This window comes from Amycolatopsis sp. NPDC005003 (assembly GCF_053600695.1).
This window is the reverse complement of record NZ_JBSGAI010000019.1, coordinates 61,883-74,814: the sequence shown is the minus strand read 5'-3', so window position 1 is coordinate 74,814 and position 12,932 is coordinate 61,883. Positions and strand designations below refer to the sequence as shown.

Annotated in this window: 12 protein-coding genes; 5 read left to right on the top strand and 7 right to left on the bottom strand. The window is 72.9% G+C overall.

The genetic code is table 11. The features are described from left to right. Positions 1-18: 18 nt before the first annotated feature. The 3 genes from ACWED2_RS22695 to ACWED2_RS22685 are packed head-to-tail and all read right to left on the bottom strand — an operon-like array spanning position 19 to position 2,510. Positions 19-1,083 carry a 4-oxalomesaconate tautomerase gene (locus ACWED2_RS22695; protein ID WP_449692481.1) on the bottom strand — a complete coding sequence of 355 codons (1,065 nt, stop codon included), beginning with the start codon at positions 1,081-1,083 and terminating at the stop codon, positions 19-21. Beyond that, complete coding sequence (locus tag ACWED2_RS22690; protein ID WP_449692480.1) at positions 1,080-1,784, bottom strand: 4-carboxy-4-hydroxy-2-oxoadipate aldolase/oxaloacetate decarboxylase; 705 nt, start codon at positions 1,782-1,784, stop codon at positions 1,080-1,082. The genes ACWED2_RS22695 and ACWED2_RS22690 overlap by 4 nt, the downstream gene beginning before the upstream one ends. Positions 1,785-1,835: 51 nt before the next feature. Then, positions 1,836-2,510 carry a GntR family transcriptional regulator gene (locus tag ACWED2_RS22685; protein WP_449692479.1) on the bottom strand — a complete coding sequence of 225 codons (675 nt, stop codon included), beginning with the start codon at positions 2,508-2,510 and terminating at the stop codon, positions 1,836-1,838. 76 nt (positions 2,511-2,586) lie between these two features. Here ACWED2_RS22685 and ACWED2_RS22680 point away from each other — a divergent pair, with 76 nt between their 5' ends. Continuing rightward, a complete protein-coding gene (locus tag ACWED2_RS22680; protein WP_449692478.1) occupies positions 2,587-3,360 on the top strand; it encodes a DUF1932 domain-containing protein in 774 nt (257 codons plus the stop codon). Between the two features lie 36 nt (positions 3,361-3,396). Continuing rightward, on the top strand, positions 3,397-4,476 hold the full coding sequence (locus ACWED2_RS22675; RefSeq protein ID WP_449692477.1) for a spore photoproduct lyase family protein: 1,080 nt from the start codon (positions 3,397-3,399) through the stop codon (positions 4,474-4,476). On the opposite strand, the gene ACWED2_RS22670 is transcribed toward ACWED2_RS22675, so the two are convergent. From ACWED2_RS22670 to ACWED2_RS22660, 3 genes are read right to left on the bottom strand one after another with little or no spacing between them, the layout of a single operon-like run. Next, positions 4,473-5,825, bottom strand: coding sequence for an MFS transporter (locus ACWED2_RS22670; protein ID WP_449692476.1), 1,353 nt, complete (start codon positions 5,823-5,825; stop codon positions 4,473-4,475). The two genes, ACWED2_RS22675 and ACWED2_RS22670, sit on opposite strands and share 4 nt — an antisense overlap. An 18-nt stretch (positions 5,826-5,843) precedes the next feature. Then, on the bottom strand, positions 5,844-6,737 hold the full coding sequence (locus tag ACWED2_RS22665; RefSeq protein WP_449692475.1) for an amidohydrolase family protein: 894 nt from the start codon (positions 6,735-6,737) through the stop codon (positions 5,844-5,846). Beyond that, the gene (locus ACWED2_RS22660) at positions 6,734-7,759 is read right to left on the bottom strand and encodes an amidohydrolase family protein (RefSeq protein WP_449692474.1); all 1,026 of its coding nucleotides are present in this window, start codon (positions 7,757-7,759) and stop codon (positions 6,734-6,736) included. Before ACWED2_RS22660 ends, ACWED2_RS22665 begins: the two co-directional genes overlap by 4 nt. 204 nt (positions 7,760-7,963) lie before the next feature. Between ACWED2_RS22660 and ACWED2_RS22655 the strand changes: the two genes are divergently transcribed. Continuing rightward, positions 7,964-10,252 (top strand): ATP-binding protein, encoded by a 2,289-nt coding sequence (locus ACWED2_RS22655; RefSeq protein WP_449692473.1) that lies wholly within the window; start codon positions 7,964-7,966, stop codon positions 10,250-10,252. A gap of 364 nt (positions 10,253-10,616) precedes the next feature. On the opposite strand, the gene ACWED2_RS22650 is transcribed toward ACWED2_RS22655, so the two are convergent. Beyond that, positions 10,617-11,762, bottom strand: coding sequence for an acyl-CoA dehydrogenase family protein (locus ACWED2_RS22650; RefSeq protein ID WP_449692472.1), 1,146 nt, complete (start codon positions 11,760-11,762; stop codon positions 10,617-10,619). 76 nt (positions 11,763-11,838) lie between these two features. On the opposite strand from ACWED2_RS22650, the gene ACWED2_RS22645 reads away from it, so the two are divergent. Both ACWED2_RS22645 and ACWED2_RS22640 read left to right on the top strand, forming a co-directional pair. Next, complete coding sequence (locus ACWED2_RS22645) at positions 11,839-12,558, top strand: arsenate reductase/protein-tyrosine-phosphatase family protein (protein WP_449692471.1); 720 nt, start codon at positions 11,839-11,841, stop codon at positions 12,556-12,558. After that, positions 12,555-12,929: a VOC family protein gene (locus ACWED2_RS22640; RefSeq protein ID WP_449692470.1), complete on the top strand. Its 375-nt coding sequence runs from the start codon at positions 12,555-12,557 to the stop codon at positions 12,927-12,929. Before ACWED2_RS22645 ends, ACWED2_RS22640 begins: the two co-directional genes overlap by 4 nt. The last annotated feature ends 3 nt before the right edge of the window (positions 12,930-12,932 follow it).

Sequence of the window (12,932 nt, the reverse complement as noted above, 5' to 3'; positions counted from 1 at the left end):
CACGGCGGGGCGGGCCGCTCAGGAACGCGGGAAAACCGTGCCGTCGAAGAGTTTGCGGGCCGTGCGGACCACGGTGGACCGGCGGATCCGCGGCGGAGTGACCGCCCGGTCGAACTCGATGCCGATCGCGAGCTTCCCGCTCGGGTGCTCGACTTCGACCGGCTCCCCGGCCGGCGGGGCGACGAGCAGTTCGCCGCCGGCGGCACCGTCGAGCAGCAGCGCCGTCACGACGCTCACCGCGCCGAGCACCCCGATCGACGGGTGCGGTACGACCGGGATGAACGTGCGGGTGCAGACGGCGCCGCCGTCGCGGGGCGCGGCCACCAGCGTGGTCTTCGGCACCGAGCTGCCGCCGACGTCGCCGAGGCCCATCAGCTTCCCGGCTTCGGTGCGCAGTGCGTCGATCCGCCGGGCCAGCGCGGTGTCGGCGGCGAGCGCTTCGACCGGTTCGTACCCGGTGACACCGAGATCGCGCGCGCGGGCCACGACGACCGGCATCCCGTTGTCCACACAGGACACTTCCACCCCGCCGACGTCGTCGCGGACGTGCCCGGTGGGCAGCAGGCTGCCGCACACGGACCCTTCGGTGCCGGTGAAGTCGAGCTCGACCGGGGCGGCGGTGCCGGGCACGCCGGAGATGGCGGTGCCGCCGCGGTAGTCGACTTCGCCGCCGGGGGTGGCGAAGGACGCGATCGCGACGGAACCGGTGTTGAGCAGCCGCACGCGGACGGTGGTGCGCTCGGGGCCCGCGGGCACCAGCCCCCGCTCGACGGCGAACTGCCCGACGCCGGCGAGCAGGTTGCCGCACGTCTGGCGGTCGGAGACGGTCGGCTCCCCGACGCCGAGCTGCAGGAACAGGTAGTCGACGTCGTGCCCGGCACCGGTGGCCGCCGAGACGATCGCGACCTTGCTGGTGACCGGCTGCGCGCCGCCGAGGCCGTCGATCTGGCGCGGGTCGGGGGTGCCCATGATCCGCAGCAGCAGGTCGTCGCGGGCGGCCGGGTCGGCGGGGAGGTCTTCGGCGAGGAAGTAGGCGCCCTTCGAGGTGCCCCCGCGCATGAGCATGCAGCGCACGCCGGTCATGCCCGCTCCTTCGCGTACTCCTCGGCGGTCAGGTACCGGACGCCGAGGGCTTCGAGCGTTTCGCGCAGGCCGTAGCGGTCGAGGCCGAGCTGGCCGTTCGCGAAGGCCTCGCGGGCGGCGGCTTCCTTTTCCAGCCTGGCCTGGGCTTTGTCGAGCGCGCTCCGGACGTCCTCGCGGCGGACGCACAGGACGCCGTCGTCGTCGGCGAGCACGGCGTCACCGGGGCGGACGAGCTGCCCGCCGACGACGACGGGGACGTTGACCGCGCCCGCGGTCGCCTTCACGGTGCCCTGCGCGCTGACCGCGGCCGACCAGGCGGGGAAGCCGAGGGCGCGCAGTTCGGCGACGTCGCGGACGCCGGTGGTGGTGACCAGTCCCCGCACCCCGCGGCGGCGCAGCGCGGTGGCGAAGAGCTCGCCGAACAGCCCGTCCCGGCAGGGCGAGGTGGTGGTGACGACGAGGAGGTCGCCTTCGCGGCACTGCTCGACGGCCGCGTGGATCATCAGGTTGTCCCCCGGCCAGCACAGCGCGGTGACCGCGGTACCGCCGACGCGGGCGCCGTCCTGGATCGGCCGGAGATCGGCGGAGAGCAGGCCGGAGCGGCCGAGCGCCTCGTGGACGGTGGCGACGCCGTAGCCGGCCAGCCGCGTCACCCGATCGAGGTCGGCGCGCGGCGGATCGGTGACGATGACGGGGTTCATGCCGTCACGGTACGATCCGGTTGACGAAATTGTCAACAATTTTGGCGGGAGTCAGGGATGCAGCGGGGAGACCTCGGCGTCGGCCGTCTTCAGCGCCTCGATCACGCTGCTCAGGTGGACGCGCGCGGCCTCGGCCGCTTCCTCCGGCCGGTGGGCGCAGATCGCGTCGATGATCGCCAGGTGCTCGGGGAGCGAAACCTGCGGCCGGCCCGGGCGCATCGCCAGCCGGAACTGGTGCCGGACGCTCTGCCCGCGCAGCCGTTCCAGCACCTGCGCCGCCGTCCGCTGGCCGCCGATCTCGCGGATCCGGCGGTGCAGCCGCTGGTTGAGGCCCGAATACCCGACCACGTCCCCGCCCGCCACGGCCGCCCGCATCCGTTCGCCGAGCTCACGAAGCTCGCCGATTTCGGCGGCGGAGATGCGCTCGGCCGCCTTGGCCGCGCACAGCGCCTCGAGCATCATGCGCACCTCGGAGATCTCGACGGCCTCCTCCAGCGACACCGCGCGCACCCGGGCGCCGCGGTTCTGCACGCGCTCGACGAGCCCCTCGTTGGTCAGCTCGATCAGCGCCGCCCGGACCGTGGCCCGGCTCGCCCCGAACTGCGCGGACAGATCCGCCTCCACCAGCCGCTGGTTGGGCACGAACTCACCGCGGACGATGGCGTCGCGGATGGCCGCCACCGCGGACCGCTCCCCCGGCCGCCCGTCCGGCGCACTCTCCGTCATAGCCTCGGCTCCGTTTGTTGACAATTTTGTCGAGAACATCGTGTACTCGATCGTAACTGGCGAGGAGGATCTTGCTGTGACCGCAACCATCGCCGTACTCGGCCTGGGCGAAGCGGGCGGCGCCCTGGCGCGCGACCTGGTGGCCGCCGGCGCCGTCGTGCGCGGCTACGACCCGGTGGTCCCGGCCGGCGGCGGCGTCGTCGGCACCGGCTCGGAAGCCGACGCCGCCCGGGGTGCCGACCTCGTGCTGAGCGTCAACAGCGCGTCGGCCTCCCTCCGCGCCCTCGAAGCCGGCCTCGGCGGGCTTGGGGAGAACGCCGTCTGGGCCGACCTGAACACCGCCTCCCCCGGCACCAAACGCGAGCTCGCCGCCCTCGCCGGCGCGCACCGGGTGCCGTTCGCCGACGTGGCGATCATGGCGCCGGTCCCGGGCCGCGGGCTGCGGGTGCCGATGCTGGCCACCGGACCCGCCGCCGGCGTCACCGCCGCGACGCTCAACCCGCTCGGCGCGGCCGTCGACACCATGCCCGGCGAGGCGGGGCTCGCCGCCGAGCGCAAGCTGCTGCGCAGCGTCTTCTTCAAGGGGATGTCCGCCGCCGTGGTCGAGGCGCTGCGGGCGGCCCGTGCCGCCGGCTGCGAGGAGTGGCTGCGGCAGCTCGTCGTCGCCGAGCTCACCGCCGCCGACGCGTCCACTGTGGACCGGCTGGTCGACGGCTCGTACCGGCACGCCGTCCGCCGCACCGCCGAGATGGCGGCCGCCACCGAGATGCTCGGCGAGCTCGGCGTCCGGGCCGACGTCGCGGCCGCGGCCCGCGACCAGCTCCGGCACCTGGCCGAAGACGACGGGTAGCATGGGCAGCCCCGAGAGTGCGCAGGTGAACCTTCCGTGACAGACGCGGCCCTCGAGCGGGAGAAGCTGCTGGCGCCGTCGCGCATCTACGTCGAACCCGCCGCCGCCGAGCTCCCCCGCGGGCGCCAGGTGCTCGACCGCTTTCCCGGCGCCACCGTCGTCGAGGTCGGCAGCCACTGGCGCATCCCCGAACTCCACGGCGACGAGACCAACGTCCGCCGCTGGGTGCGGATCAAACGCGAAGCCCTCGTCGTGGGGATCAAGAAGTCGCTGACGGCCCGGCCCAACGGCCGGTCGGCCGACTTCATCGCGCCCTCGACGTCCAACGGCTGCGCGATGGCCTGCGCCTACTGCTACGTGCCCCGCCGCAAGGGCTACTCCAACCCGATCACCGTCTTCGCCAACATCGAGCAGATCACCGGCTACCTGGCCCGCCACATCGCCCGGCGGGGCCCCAAGCCGGAGCCGAACCAGTGCGATCCCGCCGCGTGGGTCTACGACATCGGCGAGAACTCCGACTGCTCGGTCGACGCGCTGGTCAGCGACAACGTCGCGGACCTGATCGCCCTGTTCGCCGGCCAGCCGGCCGCGAAGGCGTCCTTCGCCACCAAGTACGTCCACCGCGGGCTGCTGGAGCTGGCCCCGCGCGGCCGCACCCGCGTCCGGTTCTCGCTGATGCCCGAGCGGCCCGCCAAGCTGCTGGACCTGCGGACCAGCCCGATCGCCGACCGGCTGCGCGCACTGGACGACTTCGTCGCCGCCGGGTACGAGGTGCACGTCAACCTCAGCCCGGTCGTCGTCTACGACGGGTGGCTCGAAGACTGGGCCCGGCTGCTGCGGGACCTCGGCGACGCCACGAACGACGCCACCAAGGCCCAGCTGGCCGCGGAGGTGATCATGCTGACGCACAACCGCGCGCTGCACGAAGTCAACCTCGGCTGGCACCCCAAGGCCGAGCAGGTCCTCTGGCGGCCCGACCTGCAGGAGACCAAGCGCAGCGAGGGCGGCGGCGTGAACGTCCGCTACCGCACCGGCCACAAGCGGGCCCTGCTGGACGAGCTGCTGGACCTGATCGCCGTCCACGCGCCGTACCTGCGCGTCCGGTACGCGTTCTAGACCCCGGCCGGCGCCGCGGCGGCCCGCGCGAGCCGGGCCTGGCGCGTCCGCGGGCCGAAGACCGCCAGCACCACCGCGCCGGCCAGCCACGTCCCGGCGATGAAGAAGAACACGCTCCGGTACCCGCTGCCGTTGTACAGCCCGGCCACGATGAGCGGGCCCGCCGCGTTCGACAGCCGGCCCAAGCCGTACGACACGCCGGTGCCCAGCGACCGGCCGCGCGTGTCGAACAGCTCCGGCGAGTACGCGTACCCGAGGGCCGTGTAACCGCGCTCGAACATGTTGACCAGGAAGCCGAACACCACGATCAGCACCGGATCGAACGTCAGCCCGTAGAACAGCCCGCACAGCGCGATCACCGTGCCGAACGCGACCAGGCACCACTTGCGCTCGAACCGGTCGGTGACCAGGGCCGCCAGGTACGAGCCCAGCGGCGCGCCGACCGTCGTGAGCGCCACGTAGAACACCGACTTCTCGACGCTGAAGCCCTCCTTGGCCAGCAGCGTCGGCGCCCAGCTCGAATAGCCGAAGAACCCGATCGTCTGGGTCACCCACAGGACGGTGAGCAGCAACGTCGGCAGCAGGTACTGCTTGCGCAGCAACAGCCGAAGCGGGGCCTTGGCCACCGGGGCCTCCCCGGCCGGCGGCGCCGGTTCCGGCAGCGGGCCCTTCTCGGCCGCCACCCGGGCTTCGATCTCCCGCAGCACCGCGTCCGCCTTCGCGTGCTCGCCGCGGCTTTCGTACCAGCGGGGCGACTCCTTCAGCTGCCGGGTGAACAGCACGAGCAGGACGCCGAGCGCGCCCCACAGGTAGACCAGCCGCCACGCCCAGTCGCCGAGGGGGACGACGACGCTGGCGATCAGGTTCGTCACCGGCGTGCCGCAGATGCCGATCACGATCGCGTAGGCCTGGTACTTGCCCCGGTTCGCCGCGGGGTAGAGCTCGTTGACGTAGATCACCGCGACCACGGTCATCGCCGAGAGGCCCGCCGAGGTCAGGACGCGGAACACCCCCAGCGACACGATGTCCCACGAGAACACCGCCGCGAACGAGAAGACGCCGAACCAGACGGTCGTCAGCACCAGTGCGTTCTTGCGGCCCCAGCGGTCCGCGATGGTGCTCGCGATGATCGAGCCGAAGAACATCCCGACGAACGACAACGAGGTCACGTACGCGACCTGGTCGACCGTGACGCCCCAGAGCTTGATCAGCTTGGGTGCGGTGGTGGCGAAGCTGTTGATGTCGGCGAACTCGAAGAAATAGGCGAACGAGACGGCGAACAGGGTGACCTTGTGGAACCGGGCGATCGGCAGGCGGTTCAGCCGGTTCAGCGCGTTGGCGTGCTGCATTGCATGCCCTTCGGGGGTTCAGGCGGTTTCGCCGGGCCAGTAGAGGCGCATCGGGTTGTCGACGAGCAGCTTCCGCTGCGTTCCGGGGGTGTCCGCGACGTGCCGGACGTGGTCGACGAGCAGGCCGTCGTCGGGCATGTGGTGCTTCAGGTTCGGGTGCGGCCAGTCGGTGCCCCACAGCACCCGGTCCGGGAACTCCTCGACGGCGCGGCGGGCGAACGGGACGACGTCGGCGTAGGCGGGCGGCCCGGTGACGGTCAGCCGCTCGGGGCAGCTCACCTTCACCCAGACGTCGTGGCGGCCGGCGAAGTCCAGGAACCGGCCGAATTCCGGGCCGCCGACGGGTTTCGTGACGTCCGGCCGTCCCAGGTGGTCGATCACCAGCGGCACCGGCAGCGTGCCGAAGAAGCCTTCCAGCTCGGGCAGGTCGGCGGCTTCGAAGTAGAGGACGACGTGCCAGCCGAGCGGAGCGATCTTCTTCGCGATGGCGCGCAGCTCGTCGTGCGGCGCGGCGTCGACGAGCCGCTTGACGAAGTTGAACCGCACGCCCCGGACCCCGGCCGCGTGCAGGTCCCGCAGCTCGGCGTCGCCGACGTCGGACCGGACGGTGGCGACCCCGCGCGCCCGGCCGCCGGCCGCGCGGACGGCGGCCACCATCGCGGCGTTGTCGGCACCGTGGCAGGTGGCCTGGACGATGACGTTCCGGGAGACGCCGAGGTGGTCGCGCAGGGCGAAGAGCTGCTCCTTGCCCGCGTCGCAGGGGGTGTACTTGCGCTCGGGCGCGAAGGGGAACTCCGCCTGCGGGCCGAAGACGTGGCAGTGGGCGTCCACCGTGCCGGGCGGCAACCGGAAGTCCGGTGTGGACGGTGCGGCGCACCAGTCGAGCCAGCCCGGCGTCTTCGGCGCGGTCACCGGCCCTGGCCCTTCAGGAGCGTGTCCAGGCGCGGGTAGACGGCGCGGGCGTTGTGCTCCCGGACGGCCGCCCAGTCGTCTTCGGACAGGTGGGCGGCTTCGGCGTAGCGGCGGGTGTCGTCGAAGTGGTGGCCGGTGCGCGGGTCGACGCTGCGGACCGCGCCGATCATCTCCGACGCGAAGAGGATGTTGCGCGCCGGAATCACGTCGAAGAGCAGGTCGGAGCCCGGCTGGTGGTAGACGCAGGTGTCGAAGAAGACGTTGTTCAGCACGTGCTCCTCCAGCTCGGGCTTGCCCAGCGCCATGGCCAGCCCCCGGAACCGGCCCCAGTGGTAGGGCACCGCGCCGCCGCCGTGCGGGATGATCAGCCGCAGCGTGGGGAAGTCGGCGAACAGGTCGCCCTGCACGAGCTGCATGAACGCGGTCGTGTCGGCGTTGAGGTAGTGCGCGCCGGTGGTGTGGAACGCCGGGTTGACGCTGGTGCTGACGTGCACCATCGCCGGGATGTCGTACTCGGCCATCTTTTCGTAGACCGGGTACCACGACCGGTCGGTGAGCGGCGGGGCCGTCCAGTGGCCGCCGCTCGGGTCGGGGTTGAGGTTCAGCGCGACGGCGCCGTACTCCTCGACGCAGCGGGTCAGCTCCGGGAGGCACGTCGCCGGGTCGGCACCCGGGGACTGCGGGAGCATCGCGGCCGGGGCGAACCGCTCCGGGTAGAGCGTGCTGACGCGGTGGCAGAGCTCGTTGCAGATCGCCGCCCACGCCGCCGACGTCTCGAAGCCGCCGACGTGGTGGGCCATGAAGGAGGCGCGGGGCGAAAAGATCGTCAGGTCGATGCCGCGCTCGTCCATCAGCCGCAGCTGGTTGCCTTCGATGCTCTCGCGGATCTCGTCGTCGCTGATTCGCGGGCCGGCCGCGGTGGGCGGGGCACCGGCGCCGTCCAGCGCGGCGATCTGCCGGTCGCGCCACGCCGCGAGGGCGGGCGGGGCGGTGGTGTAGTGGCCGTGGCAGTCGATGATCAAGGGGATTCCTCGTCGCTCCGGGTCTCGATACCCGCACCCTAATCGTCGATCAGATTGTTAACAATATCTGCGACGAAGTTTGTTCCGCCGGGTGTCTCGCGTGATCCGGGAGGCATCTCGCGTGATCAGCGGGGCATCACCCGTGACTGAGGAGGCATCACCGGTGATTGGAGGGACGACGCGGTGCGGACCTAGACTCGGCGCATGGGTGCCCGATCCCGCCGAAGTGCCGGAAACCTCCCGGCCGAGCTGACCAGCTTCGTCGGCCGGCGCCACGAGCTCGGCGAGGTGAAGCGGCTGCTGGCCACGGCCAGGCTGGTCACGCTCACCGGGGCCGGCGGTGTCGGCAAGACGCGGCTGGCGCTGCGGGTCGCCGCCGACGTGCGGCGGGCGTTCCCGGACGGCGTGTGGCTGGTCGAGCTGGCCGACGTCGGTGATCCGCACCTGGTGCCGGCCACCGTGGCGACGGCGTTCGGCCTGCGCGGGACCAGCGACCAGGCCGCCGGGCTCGCGGAGTACCTCGAAGACAAGCAGCTGCTCCTGGTGCTGGACAACTGCGAGCACGTGGCCGACGAATGCGCGACGCTGGTCGCCAAGCTGCTCGCGGGCTCCGGCGGGCTCCGGGTCCTGGCCACCAGCCGGCACACGCTGCACGTGGAGGGCGAGCACCTCCTGCACGTCGAGCCGCTGCCCGTCCCCCGGCCCGGGGACGCCGGCGGCGGCCCGGTCGAAGCGGTCACGCTGTTCGCCGACCGCGCGGCGGCCGTCTCGCCCGGCTTCGAGCTCACCCCGGACAACCGCCCGGCCGTGAGCCGGATCTGCCGCCGGCTGGAGGGCATCCCGCTGGCCATCGAGCTGGCCGCCGTCCGCGTCCGCGTGCTGACGGTCGACCAGGTCCTCGAACGCCTCGACGACCGGCTCGGCCCGCTCACTTCCCGGCCGGCCGCCGTGCCGCCCCGCCGCCGGACGCTCGAAGCGGCGATCGACTGGAGTTTCGAGCTCTGCACGCCCGCGGAGCAGCGGCTGTGGGCGCAGGCGTCGGTGTTCCCCGGCGGGTTCGACCTCGACGCCGTCGAGCACGTCTGCGTGCCCGCGGAAGACGGCGGCGGCAGCACGCTGGACGTCGTGACGGGCCTGGTCGACAAATCGGTCATCCGGCGGCAGAACGGCACCTTCGGGCGGCACGCCTGGTACCGCATGCTGGAGACCGTGCGCGAATACGGCGGCGCCCGGCTGGCCACCGAGGCCGACGTGCGGACCCGGCAGGCCGGGTACTACGCGGACCTCGCGCGGCGCTACCGGGCCGAGGGGTTCGGCCCGCGGCAGTCGGAGTGGCTCGGCCGGCTGCGCCGCGAGCACGCCAACCTCCGGGCGGTACTGGAACACTGCCTGGCCGGCCCGGGGCAGGCCGGCCAGGCGCTCGACATCGCGGCTTCGCTGTGGAACTTCTGGTACGGCGGCGGCCTCGTCCCGGAAGGCTGCCGCTACCTGCGGCGCGGCCTCGAACTGTGCCGGGAGCGCACCCTGGTCCGGGCCCGGGGGCTGTACGCGATGGCGTTCCTGGCGATCCAGACCGGCGCGCCGCACGCCGAACTGCTGGCGGAGCTGGGCGAACTCGCCGTCGAGTTCGACGACGAACGGCTCCGGGCCGGCCACGCGGAATGCGCCGGCATGGCCACCTTCTTCACCGGCGACCTGACCGGCGGTGCCGAGCTGCTGGAGCGGGCACTGGCCGGGTACCGCGCGGCCGGCGACGCGCTGCTGGTGTTCGACACGCTGATCCTGCTGGCCGCCGCGCGCTTCTTCCTCGGTGACCCGCAGGGCGCCGTCGCCGCGGAGGAGGCGCTCGCCCTGACCGACCGGCACGAGGCGCGCTGGTCGCGGGGCTACGCGCTGTGGGCCGTCGCGATCCACCGCTGGCGCGCCGGCGAGCCCCGGCGGGCCGCGGACCTGCTGCACGAAGCCGTCGCGCTGCGGCTGCCCGACCGGACGCTGCTCGCGTTCCTCGTCGAGGCGCTCGCGTGGTGCCACTCCGCCGAAGGCGAGCACGAGCGGGTGGCCCGGCTGCTCGGCGGCGCCGACGCGGTCTGGCGGCTCAGCGGCGCCCGCGTCGGCGAAATGAGCCCGTACCAGGGTGTCGACGAGCAGTGCGCGGCGCCGGCCCGCAAGGCGCTCGGGGACGACGCCTTCGCCGCGGCGTTCGCCGACGCGGCCGGCTGCGGCCTCGACGAGGTCGTCCGCTACGCGCTGCGGGAGCGGCCCGCCACGCGGGTGGCGGACAAGGCGGCCGAGCCCGGCGGGCTGACCCGGCGGCAGCGGGAGATCGCCGAGCTGGTGGCCCGCGGGATGAGCAACAAGGAGATCGCGGCCGCCCTGGTCCTCAGCGGACGGACCGTCGAAGGGCACGTCGAGAACATCCTGGTGAAGCTCGGCCTCAACTCGCGGACCCAGGTCGCTTCCTGGCTGGCGGGGCAACCCGGGCAACCCGCGTAGCGATCCGGGTAGTTTCCCCGGTCCCCTCCGGTCCTGTTCGGACGATCCTCGTCCCCGCCACCACTCACCGCTCGGAGGAGGACGAGGTGTCCATCGACTCGGCGCCGCAGACCTGCCCCCGGTGCCGGCGCCCGACGGTCCTCATGTCCCACACCTGGGGCCGCCAGTGGGTGCACCTCGGCACCTGGCGACCGCAGTGCGGCAATCCGCCCTGGACCGCCCACCCGGCGGAAACCCGGACACGGTAGGCGATTCCGGACCAGCCGGGCAACGCGGCGCCACCTCGCGTCGCCCGGCCGAGCGTGGTGGGGCGGTGCCTGCCCCTCCCCCCAAGTCGGCACGGCCCCACCACGCTCACTCCACTTCAGCCGCGGCGATGCCGCCGGATCAGCTGCCGGGTGATCACCGTGCGCTGGATTTCGTTGGTGCCCTCGCCGACGATCATCAGCGGCGCGTCCCGGAAGTACCGTTCGACGTCGAATTCCGTCGAGTAGCCGTAGCCGCCGTGGATGCGGACCGCGCTCAGGGCGATCTCCATCGCCGTCTCGGAAGCGAAGAGCTTCGCCATCCCCGCTTCGAGGTCCGCGCGCTCGCCGGAGTCGTAGCGGCGGGCGGCGTGGTGGACCAGCTGACGGGCCGCCTCCAGCTTGGTGGCCATGTCGGCGAGGTGGTTGCCGACCGACTGGTGCTGCCAGATCGGCTTCCCGAACGTCTCGCGTTCCTGGGCGTACCGCAGCGAATCCTCCAGCGCGGCCCGGCCGACGCCGAGGGCGCGGGCGGCGACCTGGATCCGGCCGATCTCCAGCCCGCGCATCATCTGCGCGAACCCCCGGCCCTCCGCCCCGCCCAGCAGCGCGGTGACCGGCACCCGGAAGTCCGAAAAGGACAGTTCGCAGCTTTCGACCCCTCTGTACCCCAGTTTCGGCAGGTCCCGCGCGACCTCGAAGCCCGGCCCGTGCTCGACGAGCAGGACGCTGATGCCCGCGTGCGCGGGTTCGGCGTGCGGGTCGGTCTTGCACAGCAGCGCGACCAGCCGCGAACGGCGGGCGTTGGTGATCCACGTCTTCGCGCCGTCGACCACGTAGGACTCCCCGTCGCGGCGGGCGGTGGTGCGCAGGGCCTGCAGGTCGGAGCCGCCGCCGGGTTCGGTCAGCGCCATCGTCGCCCGGACCTCGCCGGTGGCCATCCGCGGCAGGTGGCGCTCCCGCTGCTCGTGGGTGCCGTAGGTGACGAGGAGCTTCGCGACCACGGTGTGGCCGCCCATCGCGCCGGCCAGGCTCATCCAGCCGCGCGCCAGTTCCTCGGTGACCTCGGCGAAGCACCGGGCCGAGACCGGCGTGCCACCCCACTCCTCGGGGACGGCCAGCCCGAAGACGCCGAGCTCCTTCATCCGCTCGATCAGCGCTTCCGGGTAGGTGTCGGAGTGGTCCAGTTCCCGTGCCACCGGCCGGACTTCGCGATCGACGAAGTCCCGCACCACCGCGACGATCGCGGCTTCCTCCTCGGTCATCCGCTGTCCCTTCGCTCGGCCCGTGTCTCATCATGACGCCCTTTTCCATCAAATCCATTTGATGTATTGTCCGGGCATGGCCGCTCAGCCACCCGAGTTCGTCCGCCTGGCCGCCCACCCGCTGCGGTGGTCGCTGCTGACCGCGCTCGCCGGCGGCGACCTGCGGGTCCGGGAACTGGTGGAGCGCGTCGGCGAGCCGCAGAACCTGGTCTCCTACCACCTGCGGCTGCTGCGCGGCGGTGGCCTGGTCACCGCCACGCGCAGCAGCTTCGACGGGCGGGACAGCTACTACCACCTCGATCTCGACCACTGTGCGGCCGCGCTCGCCGAGACCGGCGCGGCACTGCACCCGGCCCTGCGTCCCGGACTCCCCTCGCCCGGGCGGGTCGCGGTGCTGTTCCTCTGCACCGGCAACAGCGCCCGGTCCCCGATCGCCGAAGCGCTGCTGCGCCGGCGCACCGCCGGGAAGGTGACGGTGACCAGCGCGGGCAGCCACCCGAAGGCCGCCCTGCACCCCGGCGCGATCCGGGTGCTGGGCGAGCGGTTCGGCATCGACGTCACCGGGCAGCGGCCGCGGCACCTGGACACGGTGGCCGGCCGGCGGTTCGACCACGTCATCACGGTGTGCGACCGGGTCCGCGAGGTCTGCCCGGAGTTCCCGCACCACCCGCGGCGCCGCCATTGGAGCATCCCCGACCCGACAGCGGAGTCCATGGCCATGACGGCTTCGGAGCTCGACACGCGCATCCGGCACCTGCTGCCGGAACTGGTACCCGGCAAGGAGGCCCGGTCATGAGTGAGCAGTACGCCAGCGTCCGGTACGTCGTCGACGACGTACCGGCGGCCCTCGATTTCTACACGACCCACCTCGGCTTCACGGTCCGGATGAGCGCGGCGCCGGCCTTCGCCGACGTCACCCGCGGCTCCCTGCGCCTGCTGCTGTCCGGCCCGGCGAGTTCCGGCGCCCGCGCCACCCCCGCGGACTCCGCCGCCGCCGGGCGCAACCGCATCCACCTGGTCGTCGCCGACCTCGACGCCGAGATCGCCCGCCTGACTGAGGCCGGGGTGGCGTTCCGCACCGAGGTGGTGTCCGGGCCCGGCGGGCGGCAGATCCTCCTGGCGGACCCGGCCGGAAACCTCGTGGAGCTGTTCCAGCCCGCGCACTAGGCT

Bases quoted from the DNA above. Each gene is read 5' to 3' on its own strand.
- ACWED2_RS22695 (WP_449692481.1), bottom strand. From the start codon at position 1,083: ATGACCGGCGTGCGCTGCATGCTCATGCGCGGGGGCACCTCGAAGGGC.
- ACWED2_RS22690 (WP_449692480.1), bottom strand. From the start codon at position 1,784: ATGAACCCCGTCATCGTCACCGATCCGCCGCGCGCCGACCTCGATCGG.
- ACWED2_RS22685 (WP_449692479.1), bottom strand. From the start codon at position 2,510: ATGACGGAGAGTGCGCCGGACGGGCGGCCGGGGGAGCGGTCCGCGGTG.
- ACWED2_RS22670 (WP_449692476.1), bottom strand. From the start codon at position 5,825: ATGCAGCACGCCAACGCGCTGAACCGGCTGAACCGCCTGCCGATCGCC.
- ACWED2_RS22655 (WP_449692473.1), top strand. From the start codon at position 7,964: ATGGGTGCCCGATCCCGCCGAAGTGCCGGAAACCTCCCGGCCGAGCTG.
- ACWED2_RS22650 (WP_449692472.1), bottom strand. From the start codon at position 11,762: ATGACCGAGGAGGAAGCCGCGATCGTCGCGGTGGTGCGGGACTTCGTC.
- ACWED2_RS22645 (WP_449692471.1), top strand. From the start codon at position 11,839: ATGGCCGCTCAGCCACCCGAGTTCGTCCGCCTGGCCGCCCACCCGCTG.
- ACWED2_RS22640 (WP_449692470.1), top strand. From the start codon at position 12,555: ATGAGTGAGCAGTACGCCAGCGTCCGGTACGTCGTCGACGACGTACCG.